Consider the following 24,657-nt stretch of genomic DNA (forward strand, 5'->3'; position numbering starts at 1 on the left):
ATAATTTTAAACTGAGCCAGTCATTAGATCATTTATGCTGTTTGGTTACCCCGCTAGCGCGAGCGTCACGCTCGTGATGGTATCAAAGGATTAGAATTATTTTAGTTGCTGCTAGTCACAAGATTTTTTATGCTGTTCAATTCTAAAATGTATTTTCGAGCGAGACGATCGCGCCAGCTAAGGTTTCAAATAATCACAAACACAATCTTAATAATGTTAAAATGAAAAATTCAATATTGCTTTTATTACTTATCGTAACTACTAATCTTTTTTCACAAGAAACTCCAAAAGAAACTCAAGATGACTTTTTAATTGATTATTCAGAGGTTCAAGTAAAACCTGAATTTCCAGGAGGAATGAAAAGTTTTTACTCATTTATTGCCAAAAACTTTATAACTCCTGAAGAGGTAAATTTAGCTGGAAAAATAATAATTGATTGCATTATCGAAAAAGATGGAACGTTATCAAATATGAAAGTAAGAGAGGACGTAGGGCATGGCAGCGGTGATGAAGCAATTAGAGTTTTAAGTAAGCTTCCTAAGTGGCGACCAGGCCAGCATAATGGCTATCCTGTTAGAACATCCTATTTTGTTAAAATTCATGTTGAATCTTCACGCTAAAATAGCAATCGCATAGCAGCCTTTAAAACGGCTTTAAATAATAGGCTTAAATGGAAGTTTATTTTTTAAAAAACTTATTTTTAATCGAAAATTTACGAATCTTTAAACAGTAGCTCGTCTCAATACAAGATTGTTGAGAGCAATTTTAATGAACATCATGAAAAAAATAAAAACATTTTACATAGTAGCTTTATTCATATTTTCAATAACTAGAATGTATGGTCAAAGCCCATCAGATATCGTGGGGAAATGGGAAGGAATTGATTATTTGAATAATCCTTCCGAATTAATTTTTACAGAAGACAGCTTTGTGTCATTTACAATTAACGGTGAAAAACTGGGTGGTGAAAATTTTAGCATCAAAGGACAAAAGGCAGATTTAAAATACTTTATTGATTCTTTAAAAAATCCATTTTGGTTTGATTTTATCGTTTACTCACGAACTGAAAGTATAGAAAAAGGTCGCATCAAAGGAGTCCTCAAGTTTATTGATATTGATAATATTCAAATCGCAGTAAGTTTTGATGGAAATCGAATTACTGATTTTAGTGAAAAAAATATAGAATCAACCATTACATTAAAGCGAATAAAGTAAAACCCGCTCACGGGAGCGCTGCACGGGATCAGATTATTAAAGAATTATTACAATTTTAATTTGTCAAAAATTCAGTTTTTTTATTGTGAGATATTTAAAATGTTCACGAGCCGAAGGGTCTCGCCAACACCGGGTCATTTTGTGATTCAAACGGTATAACGCTCAGTAACGACTAAAACAACCTACTACTTAACACTTAAGTAAAAATGACTTTAAAATTTCAAATGAAATTTATTTTTATGTTAACAATGATTTTTGCTAACATAACGACCTACTCTCAAACTTTACAGGGTAGGATAATAGATAGTATCACAAAAAAACCTATTGAACTAGTGAATATAACATTTGTCAAAAAAGACTTAGGTGTTAATTCGGATATAAATGGAAACTTTAAAATTAAAATCGAGGACAATACCGATAATTTACAAATCTCATCCGTTGGATATAAAACAAAAATTATTGATTTATTGACGTTTAATAAAACAGCAGATATTGAGTTAAGCCCTAAAATTGAAAAACTTGAGGAAATATTAATTTCAAATAAGAAGAAAAACTATACTAGTAGCAAAACATTAGGATTAAATAAAAAATTAAAAGTACGAACTGGTCTTCCATTTGGATATGAATTTTGCAATTTTATAAAAAATCCATCAAATAAAAACGGTAAAGTAAAGAGTATAATTTTAAGTCTAAATAAGAGAAGAGAATTTGATTACTTGGCAACTTATAATGTTAGGTTTTATGAATATGACAGTATAAATAAAACACCAGGAGAAGAATTATATTTTGAAAATTTAATTGTTGAACCACAAAATAAAACTTATCAATTGAAAATTAATATTGATACTTTAAACATTAAACTACCTAAAAAAGGTATTTGTATTGGGGTAGAAATTATTAACACCAAATACAATGAAGAAATAAGTTCAATGTCTAAAATAGCACCCAATATTAACTTTACACACACAAAAAAGGACATTTTGACTTGGATAAGATTTAGAAGTAAAAATTGGAAAATAGGTACTCATAAATCACAAGTAAAAGATGCTTTTGTAAATGCAATGATAAACATTGAAGTAGAAATAGAAAAATAATGAGTAGTAGTTGTAATAATACAAGTCACATTTAAAATTTCATATTTATCATAACTACATGAAAACCAAAACTATTGCGAGCACCTCGCTCTCGGTCCCAAAACAAAGTTGCAATAAAGCTTACAGCAAATTAAAAATATAGATAATCACATCCAAAAATAGTTATGACAAATTGGACGCAAAAAATGCAAGAGGTTTTAAATGAAAAAACTGAAAATTATACTCCCCAAGAGAAGGCTAATGTTAATTTTGAGTATTTAAAAAACCTACTTGCAAAAATTGAAGACGACCATATTCCTGAAAGCGAATTACTTTGCTCTAAAATAGAAGAGGTTATTAATGGTATCCAACCTAAGACAGCGAATCAAAAAATTCAGTACAAAACAAAAAATTTGAATGACATTACTAATTTACAAACCTTTGTAAAAGAAAATTTCAATTATATCCCAAAAGGTAAATTCAAAAAAAGTTATACCAGTCAAGGTATAGCATAAGGGATCTCACTAGGAGTAGCTGTTGGTGTTGCGTTAGGGAAAATTGCACTAGGTTTACCAATAGGTATGCTCTTCGGTATCGCTGTGGGGCGGGCTATCGGTAATAATTTAGATCGAAAAGCTGCATTCGAAAATAAAGTGCTTTAAAAATTAGTATCAAACAGAGGATTCTTTGGTCTGTGATTGGTGTTGGAATCGGTTTTTTGTTGTCAAGACTGACGAGTTATTTGTAAGTTTTAAACTAAGACAACTTCTTCCTTCATGTTCTATCAATAAAATGGTTTTGTTACCAAAATTAAACCGTATTTTAGTGTTGTTTTCTATAGGTTTCTAAAACTTAAAAACCACAGAGAAAACCAATCATTTTTTGAAATAAAACATTATGAAAAACATACAATTAGGATGGGTTGGTCTTGGTAATATGGGCAACCCAATGGTACTTAACTTACTCAAAGCAGGTTTTGAAGTAACAGTTTTTAATAGAACCAAAGAAAAAGAAACACAATTGCTTGCTGCAGGCGCAAAATCAGCAAATAGTTTACAAGAACTTATAGCAACGTGTGACGTTGTGATAACTATGTTATCTAATGATGCAGCTGTAAAAGAAGTTTTTGAAGGTCCGAGTGGTTTGTTATCGAGAGCTAATTCTGGGAAAACAATTATCAATATGAGCACCGTTTCGCCTGAAACATCGCGCTATTTAAACACTATTTGTAATCAACAGCAAGTAGCATTTATAGATGCTCCGGTTTCGGGAAGTGTAAAACCAGCGCAAGATGGAACGCTCGTAATTTTGGTGGGTGCTACCCCAGAAAATTTCGAAAAAGCCAAACCGATATTTGATGTTTTGGGAAAAATTGCGATTCATGTAGGCGAACCCGGTGTAGCAAGTTCAGCTAAATTAGCTATCAATTACCTATTGGGATTAAACCTTCAAGGAATAGCCGAAACGGTTTTATTTGCCGAGAAAAACGGAGTTAGTAAAGAGGACATGCTTAACATTATCAATCAAGGGGCTTGTGGCAACGGCATCACGAATATCAAAACACCTTTTATTTTAAATAATTCCTTTCCAGCGGCATTTGCCTTAAAACACTTGGTTAAAGATTTAGGCTTGGCCAAAGCTGCAGGATTAGATTCGCCACTCATTCATCCTTTGTATGACAGTTATGCTTCTGCCGAAAAAGAAGGATTAGGCGATCAAGATGTAATGGCTATTATTAGTAGTTTAAAAAATTCCCAATAACTGAACTTAAAATCGAAATGGCAATAACGAGAAAGAATCAATCAATTTGCCAATTCAAATACCAAAGCTCTGCAGTTTTGTCATAAAAAGCCTCATTAAGGTATTTCTACTGGTTGTGAAACCTCGAATTATCAATCAAAAAATACAAAATACTCAATTATAGTACGGTACAAATAATATTATACACTATTTAGGATTAATTATTCGGTTTTTTATTTAAGCGTAAAATTCTTTTTATTATATTTGAGAAAGAAAATTAAGACGCGTTACTTAATAAAGAGTACAAAAACCGCTGTTAAAGAATGGAATCAAAAAATAACAGATTAGAAGAGCTCATTTCCTATCAAATTTTGGACACTAAACCAGAAATGGAATTGGATATACTCTCTGAAATGGCTTCTTTAATTTTTGATGTACCCGTTGCTTTAATCACCTTTATTGATGAAGATCGCCAATGGTTTAAAGTGAACAAAGGACTAGATATAACCGAAACCAAAAGGGAAGATTCATTTTGTCGACACCTACTTAGTGGAACTTTGGAAAATTTAATTGTAGAAGATGCTTTAAAAGATCCTCTTTTTAGTAAAAATCCTTCCGTAATTAATAATCCGAAAATCCGCTTTTATGCAGGTGTTCCATTAACCACTCCGTCCGGAAATGTCCTTGGAAGTTTTTGCATTATTGATCACAAGCCAAGACAATTAACTCCCGATCAAATCAAAGTTTTGCACATTTTGGCAAAAAAAACAATGGTTTGCTTGAACTCTCGAAAACTTCTTTTGGAACAAAAAGATGAGATGAAAACCCTTGCAGCGCGATTAAAAAAACTAACAGATAGTGTGCCCGATGGAATTTTTCAATTAAAAATGACTGCCGAAGGCGCTTTAAAGTTTGAATTTATTAGTGAAGGTATGATTGAATTACACCCTTCCGTAACCATGCAACAATGGTTGGACAGGCCTGAAATTGGTTTTACCCTAATATGTCCAGAGGATTTGAATGATTTTAAAGCAAAATTAATGGAGTCGTTTACCAATTTATCCTTTTTGAACATTGAGTATCGCGTGAAGCATGATACTGAATACAGATGGCATTCTATGAAAGGAAATCCCGAACGAATGCCAGATGGGAGTGTGGTTTGGTACGGCAGTTTTCACAATATAAATGATCGTGTAGAATACGAAATCGCCATGGATCAAATTGTATTTGACATTTCGCACGTACTTCGAAGACCGGTTACTACGCTGATGGCATTAAATAATATGATCGAAAACGAAAAAAACATCAGTCATGAAAGCCTTGTAGAATACGTGACTTATATCAAAAAAGTATCTGAAGAAATGGAAATATTTACGAAAAACTTAAGCGAAATTTACCAAAGAAAAAAAGAATTAATAACAACCAAAAGTGGTAAAGGTAAGCCAAATTGTCAATAAATTAATCCTGTGAACCTTTATGTTAGTGTTTTAAAACTGCGGCCTCAGCTATTTTCAAAAATCGTACTAATACTTATAAACGCAAAAGCTACCTAATAACAGGGTAGCTTTTGTTTTTTTAATCTAAAACTGGCAATTTTTTTCTATTTTGTTTTCACAGGTGGCAAGTCAAACGCTGCTGGCTCATGCTCAAAACCGTTTCGGTGCGCACCATCACAAAAAGGTTTATTAGCAGATAAACCACAACGACAAAGACCCAAGGCCGTTCTCCCCTCTAAACCGTAGGTTTGACCGTTGCAATCAGTAATTTCAAAATCGCCTTCAATTTTTATGGAACCATTTTTGTTGATGGTTAATTTAGTAGTACTCATACTTGATATATTATTTTTAGAGCGCAAAGGTTAAAAAATTATTCAAGTACCAACTCGCCAAAACTAATTTTTATGCTTTTGATTTATTATTTACATTAATTCTAATTTGACACTGACACCCATTGCTTTAAAATCATAGTTTTTTACTCAGGCATCGTAGGTGTAATAATACGACTATTAGGCGAACTTAAAGTTTCTATAAAAGCTAAGAGAGCATTGATTTCGGTACGATTTAAGTTTAATTTTTTAAGAATTGGAGAATTTACTGGTAACAGGGAGTCACGAGCAGTTCCTAAATACTTTGCCTGAACAGGTGATGGGTTGCCTAAATTGTAAAATTCGACTACATCAAGTAAACTTGGGAAATGGCCATTATGCATCCATGGTTTAGTATTGGCTACTTCGCGTAAAGTAGGCGTTCTAAATTTACCTAAATCCTGCTTATTTTTAGTAACATTGTATCTTCCAAAATCTTCATTAACGGTACCAAACAAGGTTTGGCCATCATTGTGAAATTGATTGTCGCTGAAGTAAGGTGTATTGTGGCAATTAATACATTGCGCTTTAGTTCTAAACAAATGCAATCCTAAAACTTGCTCGTCAGAAAAGGCATCGGCTTTTCCGGTTACAAATTTATCAAACTTACTTTTCGGACTTTTAATAGTTCGCTCAAAGGTAGCAATGGCGTATTGTATGCGCTTTAGAGTAATTTCAGAGTCGCCAAATGCACTTTCAAATAATTTTTTGTATCCTTTTACAGCAGCAATCTTATCGACTGCAATAGTCAGCTTTTCGTTCATTTCTAAAGGATCAGAGATAGGAAATTGTGCTTGATCTTCTAAACTATTAGCACGACCGTCCCAAAAAAGTGATGTAGCATATCCTGAATTTAAAATAGTCATAGCATTTCGTTTGCCAGTTTGTCTGTTATGACCAAAGGAACGCGTTAAATTATCAGTCCAGCCTAATTCTGGATTATGGCAGGAGGCACAAGCAATTTGTCCGCTAATTGACAACCTTGGATCAAAAAACAAGGTCTTTCCTAAAGATGCTTTTTCCTTAGAATAGGGGTTGTAGTCCGGAAACGGAACTTCTGGCAAAGGACCTATATCTTTAAAATTTGCAGGATCAACATTGCGATCTAAGGTTGGTTTAGGCCATAAAGCAGGATTTCCACTGCTATATAATTGCCTTAGATCTTCAATAGGAATATAAGGGTTGTCATAATATGATTGATATGCTGATAGCCCAAGTAGAGCTAACAAAGCGACTGTTATATATTTAATTTTCATGTTTTTTAAATCTTAAAATTACAAACTAATTTCTTTTAAACAACTTGCAGTTATAGGAGCAGGTCTTGGATAAACTCGGTTATTATAAATTTTGTATTGTGAAGTCACCGTACCTCCAAAAAGGGCCGTATTGGTAGCTTTTAAATCAAAAGAAATCTCAAAAAGACCACTACTTATTTCTGTATAGGTACCACCACCCGAAATGCCGATACTGTAACTTTTACCATTTGTACCTGCAATTGTAATGTATTGCGGAATGACTAAAACAGTTCCTCTAGTTTTACTATTTCCGCCTTCAGGAAAAAACTCTAATGCTGAGGCGATATTGAAACCAGGAGAATTCGCCGCCGAAATACTTTCATTAGAGAACCATCGCTTTAGACCAAACGAATTGGTTGTATTAGTTCCAGTCGTAACATTAAACCCAATTTTAAAAGCGTGATGATAAATATCATCTGCAGGATTAGGCGTACCTCTGTCACTGAATAAAATGGCATTTTCAGAACCAGCTGGTACTACCACTGGAAAAGTAAAAGCATTAAAACTTTGCCAACCACAAACGCCTGCTCTTTCAAACCAATTTTCACCATAGGTTAAGTAAAAAGGATTCGAAAGGTCATAAAATTTAGCGGCTGTATTGGCAGTAACATCTCTAATTGATTTGATGGGTTTAACGATTTGCAAAATCGAATTACCAGTAGGACTATAAGCTGCAGTAGTTGCTAATTCTATATCTGATTGATAGTACACATCATTGTTCTTTATGTTCTCTAAAAGCGTCAATCGGTATGAAATAGAGCTTCTGTTTGCAGCAAGCGCTTCACGCGTAATTTTGTAGTTGAATCCGTTTAATGTCTTGAACATACTAGCTTCATCGATTTCAGAAGGAATAAATCCGTTGGGGAAATTAACTTTAAACACAACCTCTTCACCCACGTTTCCTTGCAATTCTATTCGATTAACAGGAAAACTGTATGTTGTTTTTATATCTTCAAGGTTGACCTCTAAAGCATTATTTGGTGCTGATAAATTCAAATTTCCGATAGTTATTGATGGATCTGAACTTGATTCTAGTTTTAAAGTAATTTTTTGCTTTTCATTCCACCTTTTGTCGAAAGATACTAAAACAGTATCGGTTAGCTGATTTCCAGAAAAAGAAAGCTGGTCTTTGGGAATCAGACTAAAAGTAGCCGCATCACCATTAGTTATTACGCTGTAAGTTACAAAAACAGGTTTAGCTAAAGTTGCCGAAGTTAGTGATACAGGTATTTTAAGCGTTTTTACTGATGTGTTTTTATAACTGCTCACAGGCACTAACGCACTGTTTTTTGCAGGAAACTCTAACGGAGCATTGTTGCTGTTTACCAATAAATTGAATCGTACGAAGGGAGGAACGCTATTGGCATCTAAATTATAATCATCCTTTGAACACGCGCTAAAAACACAAAGAATGAGAGAGACGAACACCATAATTTTAGTATGTTTCATTTTGCTGTAAGTTTGCGTTAAGGTTAATATTTTTTTGTGGTATTGGTAAAACAAATTTTGGAGATGGAAAATCGAGATTACATGTAGTTGCTAAACAACCATCAGTACGAACAATACTCTTTCTTTTACGGGCTAAATCAAAAAACAAATGCCCTTCAAAACAGAGTTCTTTACGCCGTTCTAGTAACAATGCATCTTCAAGATTTTCAGTAGCAGTAAGCAAAGTCGCTTTGGCACGAAATCTAATAGTGTTGATATCAGCAATGGCACCCGATCGATTACCTAATGCAAGCGCAGCTTCGGCACGTATCAAATACACTTCACTCAGTCTGAAAGCAGAATATCCTGGATTGTCCTGAAGTTTTTTGGTAAAATAATAATTGACATTTACTAATACGCCGTTTACTAGGGTAGGCAGGGGTTTTTCTAAAAACAATTGTCTACGAATATCAGCAGTTTCGTATAAGTTTCTCAAATCTTGCGAAGCCACATATTTGTTGTAGTTTGTTGGTGAAAAATACCCAAAATAACTGGATAAGGAACCTCCTACTTCTCCACCACTATCTCTAGGAATTGAAAATTCTAATAGATTTTCGGATAAAGGTGCGTTGGTTTGCTCCCATTGTGCCACATAATTTTCAGATGAAACCAAACTAATGCCAGAAGATTGAATTACATCATTTGCTACATCAAAAGCGTTTTGCCATTTATTTTGAGAAAGGTAAACGCGAGCCATTAATGCTTTTGTATTGATTGCGTTAAAATAAGAATTAGTAGGTCCTGCTAAACTAGGCACATTAGAAAAATTATCTAAGGCAGCATTCAAATCTGCTACAATTTTGAGGTAGGTATTTGCCAGCGTTTCTCTTTTAGGATATTGAATTCCTTTTGATAAACTTGCTGTACTATATACTACACCCAATTGATCTGCTCCGGTTCCGGAAATAGGTTGCGAGTATACCAAAGTCAGTAAAAAATGAGCGTAAGCTCTTATAGCCAAGGCTTCGGCTTTGATTTGATTTTTTTCTATTGCAGTCGCATCAGTTAACTGGTCTACATTTTCAAGAATCAAATTAACCTGATTCACTACCGTATAACTGGCATCATAAAAAGGTGTAAAATTACTTTCTAAAGCTTGATCCTGAAAAGAATATACGTTTTCGATATTGATAGGAACTGCGATTTGCCCGCGATTACTGCCTGATATTGTTGGTGTAAATTTTAAGTTACCACCTTGTAAATCAGCGTAAACCGCAAAGCGTTCTCCCCTTACATTTTCTTCGAGTTTACCATAGGTTCCATTAAGAGCCACCAGCATTCCGTTTTTGGTACTCAATTGTTCTGCAATAGAGGTTTGAGAGCCTGGTTCTTGCTCTAAAAATTCACTACAACTTTGCACTGACAGAACAACAAGTAGCACAAAAAGGTATTTTAAAAATAGTTTTGAATGATTCATGTTGTTAAAATTTAGTGTTAAATCCTAAAGAAATTGTTCGAGCTTGTGGATACGTAAAGCTAAATTCCCGCACTCCGTTGCGGCCTGCTGGACTTTTTTGCTTGTACCAATAAGCCACATTTGATACATCAATAAAAACAGAAAGAGCATCGAGCAATTTTGTTTGCATAGGAACATTATAGCTTAAATTGATATTACTAATTCGAATATTGGTATTATCATATAAAAATTTACTCAAATTCGGGATCAAAGTTGCGTTGCTTATTACCAAAGGTTGCAGTGCCACATCACCCTGATTGCGCCAATAATCATATGCGTTTACAGATAAATTTCTATTCGAAGTAATGTTGTATTTTGAAATCAAACTGTTATCTACCAATATAGCTCCTCCAATTTCAAAAGCTCCTCTAATAGATAAAGTCAAATTATCTTTAATCACAAAGGTATTGCTGAAACCTCCAAAAGCATCTGGTTGATTATCGCCAATAGGAACCCAATCTGCAGGACCAAATAAGCTCGTGTAGGTTGCTGCATCATAAATTTGGCCGTTTTTTTCTAACAAATCCCTTCCGGTGGCAGCATCAACGCCTGCGTATTTAATACCCCAAATGGTTGAGGTACTAAATCCTATTTTTTGCGCCAGCGCTACCTCAGATGTTGAAAAATCACTTCCTAATCCAATTAACTTTGTGACCTTGTTTTTTACTGTTGAAATATTAAATGAGGTAGTCCATTTAAAATCCTTCGATTGCCACCATTTTACTCGCGTACTAAACTCGACACCTTTATTATACATACTTGCTGCATTTAGCTGTAAGGAAGTATAACCTGTTTCGGTAGGAATATCTCGGCTGGTAATTAAATCTGTAATATTGTCGTAATAAAATTCGAGACTTGTTTCTACACGGTTCAAAAAATTAAAGTCGATTCCAGCGTTGAATTTTGTGTTTTTTTCCCAGCTTAAATTCCCATTCGGTGCCGCACTTGGAACCGCACCATTGCCTCCATTGTAATCGATTAGGTTTATGGTATACAAACCTTTAGAACGATAGGAACCAATTCTGGAATTACCTGTAGTCCCGTAACTGACTTTTAATTTTAGTAAATCAATTTTGTTTTGCGCATTCATGAAATTTTCATTTGAAACAATCCAACTCAAACCTGCACCCCCATTTAAAGCTACATTGGTATCGTCACCAAAAACAGAACTCTCGTCTCTTCTAAAATTTCCTAAAAAGTAGTATCGTTTTTTATAATTGTAATTAAGTTGAGAAAAAAATGAGACTCTTGAATTGTAACTGATGTCCTCTCTATAAACCTGATTGGTAAGTCGTTCATCTACAGCTGTTAAAGGGTCGTCATCTCTTAGTGCGTTGCTAACATCATTAATTTCGCTTGAATTTACGAAACCACGTCCAGATGCATAGCCGAAATTAGCCTTTTCACTAGACAATTCGAATCCTAAAACTCCATCAATAGTATGGTTTTGATTGATGGCTTTGTTAAAAAGAGCCTGTCCTTGCCAATTCCATTTTGTTCCATTTCTTTCATTAATGAGTCTGCGTCCCCAGTTAGGATATTGGATGCCATTTAGCACAAATGTACCATTACTTTGCCCGCTTTCATTGGCACCTGAAAAATAGCGATCTTGTACTTTATCTTTGTAATCAAGTCCAAATAAGGTAGAAAAACTTAAAAACTGATTCAAGGTGTATGATGCGCTAGCACTACCTAAAATACCATAGCTGTTCGTAAGATTTTTGTTTTGTTCAATAGCAGCCAAAGGATTACTTAAACCAACTACTCCAATAGTTGAAAAGGAGCCGTCTGGATTATAGGGAGCAATTGTAGGCACAAAAGCGTAGCTGTAGTAAATATTTGGTGCGTCTTTTTGAATATAACTAGGGTTCAGAGACAAACTAAAATCAAATTTATTCGCTCGGTAACCTATGTTGATCCCTGCATTATATTGCTTTGTCGAATTCCCTTTTTGAGGCTCGTCAATTTCTAGGTAACTCAAACTAGTTCGATAGGAAAGCTTGGAATTGGCACCAGAAACATTGAAATTGTATTTGTTATAAATACCCGCAACATTAAGCAAATCAAACCAATTGGTATTAATGCCATTATAGGGAACGGGTACATAATTGGCTTGACTGTTTTTAAGATATTCATTTCGTAAATCAGTGTATTGAGAACCGCTCAAATATTCAATTTGATTAATCGCGGATGAAATACCCAATTGATTAGAAAAACCAAATTTCGTTTTGCCCTTTTTTCCTTTTTTAGTTGTGATTAAAATAACTCCATTTGCACCATCGGCACCGTAAATACTAACTGCTGCCGCATCCTTCAAGATAGTCAAACTCTCAATGTTTTCGGGTGAAATTTGCGCCAACGGATTGGATAAGTTTTCTGAGAAAGCACCATTGGCATCAAAAAACTGATTGTCAATACCTACTTCTTCGCTTATAATTACACCATCAACAATGATAAGTGGTTGTGTCGAAGTACCTAGATTTGAATTTGATAAAGAACTCAAACTACCCTGACCACGAATATTTATTTTAACTGGCCCACCAATTCCTGAGGTATTTTCGATTAAAACACCTGCAATTTGACCCACAACCATTTTATCAATACTTTCTGAAGCTTGTTCAACTGCGATGTCTTTAGCGGTTAGCGTAGCAATACTTCCAACAACTTCTTCCTTCATTTTTTTGGTACCATAAGAAGATGTGATTACCACCTGCTCTAATTCATCAGTAACTTGCTGCATAGAGAATACGAAATCTACTGTATTCCCTACTCGTTGCGCTTGCGCTTTCATTCCAAGGTATGAAACTTCTAAAACAATGTTCGGTATATCGTTGCCTTTTAGTAAATAGACAAAGCGTCCGTTACTGTCACTAATTACACCAGCCGAAGTCCCTTTCATCAAAATAGTTGCTCCTGGAATGGGCGATTTGTCTTTAGCATCTAGTACAATTCCTTTAATAAATCGTTCTTTTTCCTGCGCAGGTTCTTGTGTTTCATTACTGACTAACAGGATTTGTTCTTTTTGTATAAAAAACGTAATTTTTTTATCCTTAAAAACACGATTGAGAACCTCCTCAAGTGGACTATTTTTGACTTTGATTGATACTTTTTGACTTCCATCAATTTTACTAGCGTTAAACACCACTCGGTAATTTGTTTCTTGTTCGAGTAATTTAATAAACTCGCGCAATGGTACATCCTTGCACTCAAGGGTAATGTTCTTGTTTTTGGTTTGAGCAAAAGTTTGCAAACTCAGGAGAAATATCCCGCAGCTTAACAGTAACTTATGCCAAAAGGGATTAAGTGTAATGGTCATTTAGTTGTTGTTTTTGGGTTTATAATTGGGTTAGTTAGTAATGGTAATAGTACGATTGTTTACAGTGTATTTAAATGGAGTATCAAGCTGTAATAAATTCAAAATATCTTGAGGTTTGGCATCTTTTAACTTAATGGTACCAGTAAATTTTTGTTTGTCTAAATTACTATTGGAGTTTATTATGCGTACATCGAAGGTGCGTTCTATGGTCTTGCATATACTTACAAAGGAACTTTCTTTTAAAATTAATTCGCCATTCATCCAAGCGGTGTAAACTGATACATCTACCGAACGACTTTGATGAGTATTGGTTACTAAATCCCAGTTTACCAATTGTCCTACTGACATCATTGTACTGTTATTTGCGTTACCATTTTGGATTAACTGTACACTTCCTTCGGTTAAAACCGTTTGCATAGATGATTCGTCAGGATAGGCAGATACATTGAATTTTGTTCCTAGAACAGCCACGCTAACACTGTTGGTGGTCACAATAAAAGGTCGAGATTTATCCTTTGTTACGTCAAAAAAAGCTTCTCCAGTTAAAAAAACAGTTCGTTTTCCTTTGACATCAAATTGCTGAGGATATCGTAAGCTTGTACCAGCATTAAGATGTACCGACGTTCCATCGGACAAGATTACTTTAAATGTTTTCCCGTAAGGAACTTTTAAAGTATGGTAACTAACAGCAGCTGTGGTGGTAGATTTAGGATACACAATTTCATCTTTTTGTTGCACTGCAATTGCATTCCCTGCTTTATTAGTTACGTTTTTAGACTCATTTCCCGAAACAGCGGTTATCTCACCAGTTTCAAGCTCTAAAACTACTTCATTAGTTGGTTTGGCAATTGCATTATCTTCCCACACTACTGATTTTCCTAATGTAAAAAACAAAAGAAAAATAGCAGCATATCTCAAAAATAATCTTTGGTATTGCTTGCGCCTGATTTTTCTTTGAAGGACAATGAAATCATTATGCAAGCTCGTGTTTGACAAAGCAATGTTATCTGTTAACAAGCATGCTTTTTTAAGAGCGAAGAATTCTTTTTTGTTATTTTCGGAAGATTCAATCCATTTGAAAACTTCAAGAACTTCCTCTTCAGATGCCTCGTTGTTTAGGTATTTGTATAATAATGTTGAAATCATAATTGAAAAAAAATTAAAATTCTAGTTTTAAAAAAAGGAATAACACCTTCACATACCTAAGAATCATTAAACTATTTTTGTTAAAAAAGTAGATTTTACAAGCATAAAAACCACAAAAAATCAACAAAATCACAATTGCTTATAGTAAGTACACGTTACAAGGAGAAAACCCTACTCTAATTTTTAATTTTTTTTTAACTATTTAGTAAAGTGATGATAATAAATGAAGGTAAATAATCAGATAGTTGTTCTTTTAAAATCTTTAAGGCCTTTGTCATATGGGCTTCAACTGCTTTTTGCGATACGCCCATAGCTAAGGCTATTTCTTCATTTTTTTTGTTTTCAAAACGTTTTTGCAGATATACTTGTTTTGTTTTTTCAGGAAGCGATTCAATTATTGTGTTGATTCGAAGTTCTAATTCGGAGATTTCAACCGAATGAAAATCAATTTCATTCAAAATTTGAGTATTGAGAGCTCGTTCTTTTTGATTGAGTAAATCGTTTTTGAATCTATCCTTAACTTTATTATGGCGGATATGGTTGAGACAAATTGACTTGGCATAAGTGTATAAAAACGAGAGAATGCCATTTTCTGAATCAATTTTATCTTTATTAATCCATAGTTTCAAGAAGACTTCTTGCGTTACATTTTTGGCTTCGTCTTGATCGTACAAAAATTGAATACTGAACCCTAGCAATCGATTGTAATAGGCATTGAAATAAAAATTAAAAGCGCTTTCATCTCCTTCCTTAAAAGATTTGAAAGTTTTACATCTATTTTTATCTAACTCCTCCATATTAAAACAACGCTTCCAATCCAAAATAATAGTTGTACCTAATTGCGATACTGAGTTGTAAATCACGTTCCCGCAAAAATACTTAAAATATGTTTTAGAAAAATAATTATTTAGAATAATTATACATTAGCATAGGAATTCAAAATAAAACAGTAAAAACTAATTCAATAATAAGTGTTTAGACTTGCTAGGTATGACTTAATAAATAATCGAAATTCAATGCAATAACAATTAATAAAAATCTAACTTTCTTTTTACCGACTTCAGGGCTTCATACAGAAACAATAAATAATAGGCATACTCTTGTTTACAGAAATAAAATTTTAAATTTACCCCATATTAAAAATAAAACTGAAATAGGCTGACACCATCCTAGCAGCAGAATTTGATAAAACCAAACTCAAAGCAGACAATTACATAAAAAGATGAGCACTTTAAAAAAAATAAATATTTACCGCCGAATTTTAACCAAGAGTTTAACCAAAAATATTGGAACTTCTGCACAAAAATTTGTCGTTGATCCGAATCAAAAAATAGAAATCAAAAGAGTATTAATCTCTAGGCCCAATCATCGATTAGGTAATTTATTGTTGATAACGCCGCTAGTACAAGAGGTGCAAGCTACTTTTCCGGATTGTAAAATTGACTTATTTGTAAAAGGTGGTTTAGCTCCTATCGTTTTCGAAAATTATCAGAACATAGAAACAATAATTGAACTTCCTAAAAAACCTTTCAAAGATCTGATTGCTTACTTTAAAGTGTGGACAACCATCAAAAAAGGAAATTACGACATTGTGATTAATGTGGATAAAAATTCTTCGTCTGGACGTTTATCTGCGCAATTTGCTAACGCCAAATATAAATTTTTTGGAGAAGAAGATACTACATTAGCGCAAAAGCATTCTGATTATTGCCATATTGCCAAATATCCTGTTTATGAATTCAGAAACTTTTTAAAGCAATTGAATTTTCCGGAAAATCAACAAGAAGTACCTCCATTAAACTTAAAACTAAGTGCAAATGAATTGGAACAAGGTAAAAATACCGTTGCCAAAATAGTAGGGACCACTAGCAAAACGATTGCCATTTTTACTTATGCCACTGACGATAAATGTTATGCCACAACTTGGTGGGAACCATTTTACGCTCGTTTGCTTAGTGAGTTTCCTGATTACGCCATTCTTGAAGTATTACCAGTAGAAAATGTTTCTCAAATTGGTTTTGCTGCACCTACTTTTTACAGCAAGGACATTCGAGAAATTGGATCTGTAATTGCCAACACAGCAATTTTTATTGGAGCTGATAGCGGTATCATGCATTTGTCAAGTGCTTCACTTACGCCTACAATTGGACTTTTTTCTAGAGACAATATAGAAACATATAAACCTTATGACAACAACAGTGTAGCCATAAATACCAACCAGGGAAATCTTGATGATTGGATGGCCATTGTACGCCGAACTTTACAATCATAGTCATACAGTAAACCAACAATTAAACAGCAAAGCGACCCATGAAACTAAAATTCCTGTTACTTATCGTATTAGTGCAAAGCAGCTATAGCATTAGCGCTCAGCAAAAAGAAAATTTCAGCCTTCAACTGGATCACATGGCACTTTCTGTGAAAAATTTGGACAATTCAGTACAGTTTTATAAAAACGTTTTACAACTTCAAGAGATAACCAATAAAACCCAAAAAGAAGGAATTCGCTGGATGTCGTTAGGCGAAGGAAAAGAATTGCATTTGGTGTCGACTATAAAAGATCCTGTACAAATTAACAAAGCGATACATCTTGCTTTTAAAGTGCTAGACTTTGAAAATTTAATTAAAAAACTCAACCAATTGCAAATTACGTATTGGGATTGGCCCGGTAAAAAAGATACAATAAGCATTAGAGCTGACGGTGTAAAACAAATCTACATTCAAGATCCTGATGGGTATTGGATTGAATTGAACAGCCTATAAAAGTAAAAAGCCAAATCATATTTGATTTGGCTTTTTTATTATTACTGAATTACTCTATTGATTTGTGAGAAGTTTTTCTCGTAATATTTCTCTTTTGTAGAAGAAATAATTACACCATTACTTGTTGAGGAATGAATGAATTTAATTTCGCCATCGGTGACCTCAACTACCATCCCTACGTGATTAATTTGCCTGCGGCCATTGGTTTTAAAGAAAATTAAATCCCCTTTTTGAGCTTCTTCAACGCTAACTTGCACTCCAACGGTTGATTGCTCTCTTGAAGTACGCGGTAGTTTTATATCAAAAGCACCAAAGGTATTACACATCAATCCTGAACAATCAAACCCTGCTTTTGATGAACCACCCGAGCGGTAACGAACGCCGATATTCTCAGAGGCACTCTCGATCAATTGATCTAAAAAATCGTGATTAAAATTAGGTTTAGTTGTCGCATTAAAATCGATTTTGCTATTTTCAATTGCGGCATCATTGATAGAAATGGGAGTGGCAGCAATTGCTTCCCCTTCTGGAATTGTACTTGAAGTGATATTGAGTTTAAAACCAACAGGTAATCCGTTTTTGATTGCTGGATTTTGGTTTTCTAACTCTCTAACGCTAATACCGTATTGTTTTGCAATAGCGTACTTTGTTTCTTTGGGTAAAACTTCGCGTACTATTGTAATAGCTTCGCTAGTTTTTGTTTCTTGCTTAGTAACAGTTTCAATTGGCTGTTTATTTTCAATTTGTTTAGCAGTAGCAACACTATTTAATGTTGTTGGAACTGCCGAGGCAAGAACGACACTACTATTTGGACTGACTGGAATCATCACTTTTTGACCCACTTTTAGAGCCTTCACACCCAAAGTAGGATTGGCTTTGTCGAATTCTTTGATTGTAATTCCGTATTTCTTGGTAATCGAATATTTAGTTTCTTTAGGTAATACTTCCCATTCAAAAGATTCTCCAGCAGGAATTGCTTCTGTTTTGGTAGTTTCTTCTTTGGTTACAAAATCTGATTTTGCTGTTGCAATCGCGCTACTTTCAATTGCTTTGACTGATGCGGGAACATTGATTTTTTGACCAATTTGCAACTCGGTACTGGCCAATAAAGGATTTACTTCTTTTAAATCATTAACTGTAATACCGTATAATTTTGCAATTGCGTAAAAGGATTGTTTAGCTTGTACCTCGTGCTCTTTGGTCACGATTGTGGTTGTTTTTTTATTTTTTTGTGGAAGTACCTGCGGTTCGTGAGTTGGGATTATTAAAACCGAATTTAGTTTTAAAAGTTTTTTAGCACTTGGATTTAGTTTAAAAATAGCGCTTTGTTTTACATCGTACTTTTCTGCAATACTAGAAATGGTTTCTCCTTTTACGATGGTATGCTTGATGGTTTTTTCTTGAGCAAAGGCAAGAAAAGAATTTAAAAACAACACAATTAATACTATCCGTGAACTCATATATTTTACTTCAATTTAGCTCTCTAAGCTGCAACGATACGATTGCTACGTGCTACTGAACGTTTTCGTTTATCACGACAGCATGTTTTACTGGGTGCAACTGCTTTTAGAGACTTTAAAATTTCAAAAAAGCTAATTTAAGTGATTTAATCAAAAAACAGGTCGCTTTTCTAAATTTTAACGTTGAAAAATGAAACTTTAACCCTTTTTTTTGAATTTCATTCTAGAAATACTGGCTTCGCGAGATAGTTACATTTTAATCAAATGATAAAAATATAATTCTTGAGACAAGCAATTTTCCCTAGCCCCGATAGCAGCGGACCTCTTTTGCAACTCAAGTGCTATTTTTTTCTGGGAACAAAGAGCGACTAAAAGAAGCTCCTTTTGTGACCTAGAAAAAAAGCACTTGAGTAAAAAAAGGGAAGCGGATAGCGGGAAATAGCTCCTAAAAAAAAACTCCCAAGTTTCCTTGAGAGTTATTGCTTGTGTTCAAAATTATTTAAGCATTGCCAGCTGCTGCGATTAAATTGAGCGCTGATCCTGCAACAAACCATCCTATTTGACCTTCGTTGTAGGTGTGATTTGCCATTATGTAATCCGTAGTTCCGTCATTGTGAACGAAAGCTAGCGTAAGTGGTTTGCCCGGTGCAAAATCAACCAAGTCGATAAAATTGATGGTATCATCTTCTTGGATTTTGTCATAATCCGCCTCTGAGGCAAAAGTAAGCGCTAACATTCCTTGTTTTTTGAGGTTGGTTTCGTGAATACGCGCGAACGATTTCACTAAAACTGCTTTTACGCCTAAAAAACGAGGTTCCATGGCGGCATGCTCTCTTGAACTTCCTTCGCCATAATTGTGATCGCCCACAACAATAGATGGAATTCCGGCTGCTTTGTATGCTCTTGCCACTGCAGGGACAGCATCGTATTGACCGCTAATTTGATTTTTAACCGAATTCGCTTTTTGATTATACGCATTAATTGCACCAATAAGCATGTTGTTTGAAATGTTATCTAAATGGCCTCTGAAACGCAACCAAGGTCCGGCCATAGAGATATGATCAGTAGTACATTTCCCAAAAGCTTTAATTAAAAGCTTAGCTCCCGTGATATTTTGTTTGTCCCAAGGTTCAAAAGGTTCCAAAAGTTGCAAACGATCTGAAGTTGGAGAAACTGCCACTGTAATACCGCTTCCATCGGCTGCTGGCGCTTGAAAACCTGGATCTTCAGCATCAAATCCTTTAGATGGCAACTCGTCGCCAAATGGAGCGTCAAGACGCACTTCTTCACCATTTTCGTTGATAAGCGTATCGGTTAAAGGATTAAAACTCAAATCACCTGCAATTGCCAAAGCCGTTACCAACTCAGGCGATCCAACAAAGGCTAAGGTATTTGGATTTCCATCGGCACGCTTAGAGAAATTTCTGTTGAATGAATGTACGATGGTATTGCGTTCCTCTTTCTCGGCTCCTTCTCTATCCCACATCCCGATACAAGGTCCGCAGGCATTGGCAAAAACAGTTGCTCCCATGGCGTCAAAAGTATCAATAAAACCGTCGCGCTCTATGGTGTAGCGCACCAACTCAGATCCTGGAGTAATGGTGAATTCTGATTTAATTTTTAAATTTTTATCCGTTACTTGTTTCGCAATTGAAGCTGCGCGTGCAATATCTTCGTAAGACGAATTGGTGCAAGAACCAATTAAACCAACTTCAATTTTGAGCGGCCAATTGTTTTTGATAGCCTCTTCTTTCATTTTAGAAATAGGAGTAGCCAAATCAGGCGTAAAAGGTCCGTTAAGATGTGGCTCTAATTCGTCTAAATTAATTTCGATTACTTGGTCAAAATATTTTTCAGGTTCTGCGTAAACTTCTGGATCTCCTGTTAAGTAGGGCGCAATAGCGTCTGCGGCAGCGGCTACATCGGCTCGATCAGTGGCGCGCAAGTATTTGGCCATTGATTCGTCATAACCAAAGGTAGACGTGGTTGCACCAATTTCGGCACCCATGTTACATATCGTTCCTTTCCCAGTGCAAGACATCGCCAAGGCGCCTTCGCCAAAATACTCAACAATGGCTCCGGTTCCTCCTTTTACGGTAAGAATACCTGCTACTTTTAAAATCACATCTTTTGGTGCGGTCCAACCTGATAATTTACCAGTTAATTTCACACCAATTAATTTAGGAAATTTTAGTTCCCATGCCATTCCTGACATCACATCGACAGCATCGGCACCACCTACTCCAATGGCTACCATTCCTAAACCACCGGCATTTACGGTGTGCGAGTCGGTACCAATCATTAAGCCGCCAGGAAAAGCATAATTCTCCAACACTACTTGATGGATAATTCCTGCTCCCGGTTTCCAGAAACCAATACCATATTTATTTGAAACTGATGATAAAAAATCAAAAACCTCGTTACTTTGCGTTTTGGCTCTTGCCAAATCGGTGGCGGCATCTACTTTAGCTTGAATCAAGTGATCACAATGCACTGTAGTTGGAACAGCAACTGTTTTTTTTCCGGCGTGCATAAATTGCAATAAAGCCATTTGAGCAGTAGCGTCTTGGCAGGCTACGCGGTCTGGTGCAAAGTCAACATAATCCTCTCCTCGCCTGAATGGCTTTTCGGGCATTTTATCCCAAAGATGATTGTATAAAATTTTCTCTGTCAAAGTAAGCGGACGCCCCACTAATTCACGTGCTTGATCTACTCGTGCAGGCATTGAAGCATACACTTTTTTGATCATTTCGATATCAAATGCCATAGAATTTGTATTTAGTGATTATTGTTTCATTTATTGAACCTACAAGTTACGAAAAAATCAGAGCAAAAAAAAGCCTGAGCGATAACACTCAGGCTTTTGAAAGGAAATTAACAAAAATTTACCTTATTTTACTAATAATCTATGAGACGGTGCAAATTGCGTTAAGTTGATTCCGTCAACAGCTGTTTTGTACTCTTCGATTGTAGGTGTTCTTCCTAAAATGGTAGATAAAACAACCACTGGCGTAGAAGAAAGTAAAGATTCTCCTTTTTTACCTTCGGTATCTTCAACTACACGACCTTGGAACAAACGAGTTGATGTTGCCATAACCGTATCTCCTTTTGAAGCTTTTTCTTGGTTACCCATACACAAGTTACAACCAGGACGCTCTAAGTACAACATGTTTTCATACTCGGTACGCGCTGCAGCTTTGGGTGCGTTGTCATCAAACTCAAAACCAGAGTATTTTTGTAACACTTCCCAATCACCTTCTGCTTTTAATTCATCCACAATATTGTATGTAGGAGGCGCAACAACTAATGGAGCTTTGAACTCTACTTTACCGTTTTGTGCTTCTACATTTTTAAGCATTTGTGCCAATATTTTCATATCGCCTTTGTGCACCATACAAGATCCTACAAAACCAAGATCAACTTGTTTGGTTCCGCCATAAAACGAAAGTGGTCTGATTGTATCGTGCGTATAACGCTTAGAAACATCAGCATTATTTACATCTGGATCAGCAATCATTGGCTCAGCAACAATATCCAAATCAATAACTACCTCAGCATAATATTTAGCATTAGCGTCAGGAGTTAAAGCTGGTTTTTCACCCGACTGAATTTCAGCAATTCTTTTGTTTGCGATATCGATCAAACCTTTAAGCACTTGCTTTTGGTTGTCCATACCTTTATCAATCATAATTTGAATTCTACCTTTTGCAATTTCTAAAGATTCAATTAAAGTAGCATCTTCAGAAATACAGATAGAAGCTTTGGCTTTCATTTCGGCAGTCCAATCGGTGAACGTAAAGGCTTGATCTGCTGTTAATGTTCCAATGTGTACTTCGATGATACGACCTTGGAAAACATTTTCGCCACCAAACTGTTGTAACATTTGCGATTGTGTAGCATGTACCACATCACGGAAATCCATGTAGTTTTTCATGTTTCCTTTGAAAGTCACTTTTACAGATTCTGGAATTGGCATAGATGCCTCACCTGTTGCTAATGCTAATGCTACAGTTCCTGAATCGGCACCAAAAGCAACACCTTTTGACATTCTAGTATGTGAATCTCCACCAATAATGATAGCCCATTCATCAACAGTAATGTCATTTAAAACTTTATGAATTACGTCGGTCATGGCGTGGTATTCTCCTTTTGGATCACGAGCTGTAATTAAACCAAAATCATTCATGAATTTCATCAATCTTGGAATGTTCGCCTTCGATTTATTATCCCAAACCGAAGCCGTATGACATCCTGATTGGTAAGCACCGTCTACAATTGGAGAAATTACTGTAGCTGCCATCGACTCTAATTCTTGAGCGGTCATCAAACCAGTTGTGTCCTGAGATCCTACGATGTTAACAGTCACACGAACATCTGAACCAGCATGTAATATTTTACCAGGAGTAGCTCCTACTGCGTTTTTATTGAATATTTTTTCTACTGCTGTTAAACCTTGTCCTTCTACAGAAACTTCTTTCGAAGGTGCAAAAACTGGTATCGTTGCAATTCCTAAAGTTTTAGAAGCAAAAGTTTGCAATTTTTTACCAAAAACAATGGCGTAAGAACCACCTGCTTTGATAAATTCCATTTTTTGAGGTGTGAAAGCTTTCGAAATATCGATCAATTCTTCACCGTCTTTGTATAATTTTTTGGTTTTGGTATTGATAGTCAAAACCGTTCCAGTTGCTACAGAATATGCTTCTTCAAGAATTGGATCGCCACTTTCATTACGAAGTACTTCACCGTTTGCATCTGTTTTTTTAACCCAGTTTTTCAAATCCAAACCGATTCCACCAGTTACATCAACTGTTGTTAAGAAGATTGGAGAAATACCATTTGTTCCCGCCACAATTGGAGCAATGTTGATGAATGGTACGTATGGACTAGCTTGTTTTCCTGCCCAAAGTGCTACGTTGTTCACACCAGACATTCTAGAAGAACCTACACCCATAGTACCTTTTTCAGCAATAAGCATCACACTTTTATCTGGGTGTTGCGCTTTTAAAGCTTCAATTCCTTGTTGTGCTTCTGGCGAAATGAAACATTTTCCGTGTAATTCACGATCAGAACGCGAGTGCGCTTGATTTCCTGGCGACAATAAATCAGTTGAAATATCACCTTCGCCAGCAATAAATGTAACTACTTGAATTTCTTCGGCAACTTCAGGAAGTTTAGTAAAAAATTCCGCTTTAGCATAACTTTCTAAAATAGAAGTCGCAATTGCGTTGCCTCCTTTATAAGCTGCATCTAAACGATCTGTATCTGCTTCATACAAATACACTTGTGTTTTTAAAACTTCGGCTGCAGCCAAAGCTTTTTCGGCATCCTCACCCAAAGCAATATCTAATAAAACTTTGATTGAAGGACCACCTTTCATGTGCGACAATAATTCTAACGCAAATGCTGGGGTAATTTCAGCAACTACTTCAGTACCTAAAATAATTTCTTTTAAGAAAGCTGCTTTTTGAGCAGCTGCAGGTGTTGTACCTGGCACTACATTGTAAATAAAGAATTGAAGAGACGCTTCACGATGTGCATTTGCTGTGTCTTTAATTTGAGAGATGATTTCGCTAATTAAGTCTGCACCATCAATTGGCTTTGGATGAAGTCCCTGCCCTTTTCTGTCTTCGATTTCTTGTAGATAATCGTTATATAAACTCATAATTGGAATGTTTTTCTATGTTTACAACTTTTACTTTGAGCAAATCAGAGACAAAAGCAGAAACTATTTATTTATCTAGCAAATTTAGTAGATTAAGATGAAATTTAAAAAAATATAATGAAAGTGACCATTTGAAAAAATACTATTAGTAAATACTGAAATCAAATGCTTTAAAATAA

At 35.2% G+C, this 24,657-nt stretch carries 18 protein-coding genes; 8 read left to right on the forward strand and 10 right to left on the reverse strand.

Annotated elements, in window-relative coordinates:
* The first annotated feature begins 221 nt into the window (after positions 1 to 221).
* From KBJ98_RS03950 to KBJ98_RS03975, 6 genes are all read left to right on the forward strand, one after another.
* Positions 222 to 620, forward strand: a complete 399-nt coding sequence (locus KBJ98_RS03950) for an energy transducer TonB (RefSeq protein ID WP_210788372.1) — start codon at positions 222 to 224, stop codon at positions 618 to 620.
* 157 nt (positions 621 to 777) lie between these two features.
* The gene (locus KBJ98_RS03955; RefSeq protein WP_210788373.1) at positions 778 to 1,215 is read left to right on the forward strand and encodes a hypothetical protein; all 438 of its coding nucleotides are present in this window, start codon (positions 778 to 780) and stop codon (positions 1,213 to 1,215) included.
* A gap of 206 nt (positions 1,216 to 1,421) precedes the next feature.
* Positions 1,422 to 2,309, forward strand: coding sequence for a carboxypeptidase-like regulatory domain-containing protein (locus tag KBJ98_RS03960; RefSeq protein WP_210788374.1), 888 nt, complete (start codon positions 1,422 to 1,424; stop codon positions 2,307 to 2,309).
* A 185-nt stretch (positions 2,310 to 2,494) separates the two neighbouring features.
* Positions 2,495 to 2,803, forward strand: coding sequence for a hypothetical protein (locus KBJ98_RS15250; protein WP_225899055.1), 309 nt, complete (start codon positions 2,495 to 2,497; stop codon positions 2,801 to 2,803).
* Between the two features lie 382 nt (positions 2,804 to 3,185).
* Entirely contained in the window at positions 3,186 to 4,049 is an 864-nt protein-coding gene (locus KBJ98_RS03970) for an NAD(P)-dependent oxidoreductase (RefSeq protein WP_210788375.1), read from the forward strand.
* Positions 4,050 to 4,351: 302 nt separating this feature from the next.
* Positions 4,352 to 5,485: a GAF domain-containing protein gene (locus tag KBJ98_RS03975; protein WP_210788376.1), complete on the forward strand. Its 1,134-nt coding sequence runs from the start codon at positions 4,352 to 4,354 to the stop codon at positions 5,483 to 5,485.
* Positions 5,486 to 5,628: 143 nt separating this feature from the next.
* Here the strand turns inward: KBJ98_RS03975 and KBJ98_RS03980 are convergent, their stop codons facing one another.
* The 7 genes from KBJ98_RS03980 to KBJ98_RS04010 all read right to left on the reverse strand — a co-directional run bounded on the left by KBJ98_RS03980 (position 5,629) and on the right by KBJ98_RS04010 (position 15,456).
* Entirely contained in the window at positions 5,629 to 5,856 is a 228-nt protein-coding gene (locus KBJ98_RS03980; RefSeq protein WP_166138710.1) for a CDGSH iron-sulfur domain-containing protein, read from the reverse strand.
* 143 nt (positions 5,857 to 5,999) lie between these two features.
* Positions 6,000 to 7,148 carry a cytochrome-c peroxidase gene (locus tag KBJ98_RS03985; RefSeq protein WP_210788377.1) on the reverse strand — a complete coding sequence of 383 codons (1,149 nt, stop codon included), beginning with the start codon at positions 7,146 to 7,148 and terminating at the stop codon, positions 6,000 to 6,002.
* An 18-nt stretch (positions 7,149 to 7,166) separates the two neighbouring features.
* Positions 7,167 to 8,636, reverse strand: a complete 1,470-nt coding sequence (locus KBJ98_RS03990; RefSeq protein WP_210788378.1) for a hypothetical protein — start codon at positions 8,634 to 8,636, stop codon at positions 7,167 to 7,169.
* Positions 8,623 to 10,092, reverse strand: coding sequence for a RagB/SusD family nutrient uptake outer membrane protein (locus KBJ98_RS03995; RefSeq protein ID WP_210788379.1), 1,470 nt, complete (start codon positions 10,090 to 10,092; stop codon positions 8,623 to 8,625). Before KBJ98_RS03995 ends, KBJ98_RS03990 begins: the two co-directional genes overlap by 14 nt.
* Positions 10,093 to 10,096: 4 nt before the next feature.
* Entirely contained in the window at positions 10,097 to 13,447 is a 3,351-nt protein-coding gene (locus KBJ98_RS04000; protein WP_210788380.1) for a SusC/RagA family TonB-linked outer membrane protein, read from the reverse strand.
* A 30-nt stretch (positions 13,448 to 13,477) separates the two neighbouring features.
* Positions 13,478 to 14,593, reverse strand: a complete 1,116-nt coding sequence (locus tag KBJ98_RS04005; RefSeq protein ID WP_210788381.1) for a FecR family protein — start codon at positions 14,591 to 14,593, stop codon at positions 13,478 to 13,480.
* A gap of 194 nt (positions 14,594 to 14,787) precedes the next feature.
* Entirely contained in the window at positions 14,788 to 15,456 is a 669-nt protein-coding gene (locus KBJ98_RS04010) for an RNA polymerase sigma-70 factor (RefSeq protein ID WP_317192475.1), read from the reverse strand.
* Between the two features lie 359 nt (positions 15,457 to 15,815).
* Here KBJ98_RS04010 and KBJ98_RS04015 point away from each other — a divergent pair, with 359 nt between their 5' ends.
* Together KBJ98_RS04015 and KBJ98_RS04020 are read left to right on the forward strand one after the other, a co-directional pair.
* Entirely contained in the window at positions 15,816 to 16,865 is a 1,050-nt protein-coding gene (locus KBJ98_RS04015; protein WP_210788382.1) for a glycosyltransferase family 9 protein, read from the forward strand.
* A gap of 38 nt (positions 16,866 to 16,903) precedes the next feature.
* Entirely contained in the window at positions 16,904 to 17,356 is a 453-nt protein-coding gene (locus tag KBJ98_RS04020) for a VOC family protein (RefSeq protein ID WP_210788383.1), read from the forward strand.
* Between the two features lie 41 nt (positions 17,357 to 17,397).
* Here KBJ98_RS04020 and KBJ98_RS04025 read toward each other — a convergent pair whose 3' ends face one another.
* From KBJ98_RS04025 to KBJ98_RS04035, 3 genes are all read right to left on the reverse strand, one after another.
* Entirely contained in the window at positions 17,398 to 18,816 is a 1,419-nt protein-coding gene (locus KBJ98_RS04025; RefSeq protein ID WP_210788384.1) for a peptidoglycan endopeptidase, read from the reverse strand.
* Positions 18,817 to 19,315: 499 nt separating this feature from the next.
* A complete protein-coding gene (locus KBJ98_RS04030; protein ID WP_210788385.1) occupies positions 19,316 to 21,583 on the reverse strand; it encodes an aconitate hydratase in 2,268 nt (755 codons plus the stop codon).
* Between the two features lie 123 nt (positions 21,584 to 21,706).
* Complete coding sequence (locus KBJ98_RS04035; RefSeq protein ID WP_210788386.1) at positions 21,707 to 24,478, reverse strand: bifunctional aconitate hydratase 2/2-methylisocitrate dehydratase; 2,772 nt, start codon at positions 24,476 to 24,478, stop codon at positions 21,707 to 21,709.
* Between the last annotated feature and the right edge of the window lie 179 nt (positions 24,479 to 24,657).

Origin of the sequence: Flavobacterium erciyesense (genome assembly GCF_018069925.1) — a bacterium.
GTDB lineage: Bacteria > Bacteroidota > Bacteroidia > Flavobacteriales > Flavobacteriaceae > Flavobacterium > Flavobacterium erciyesense.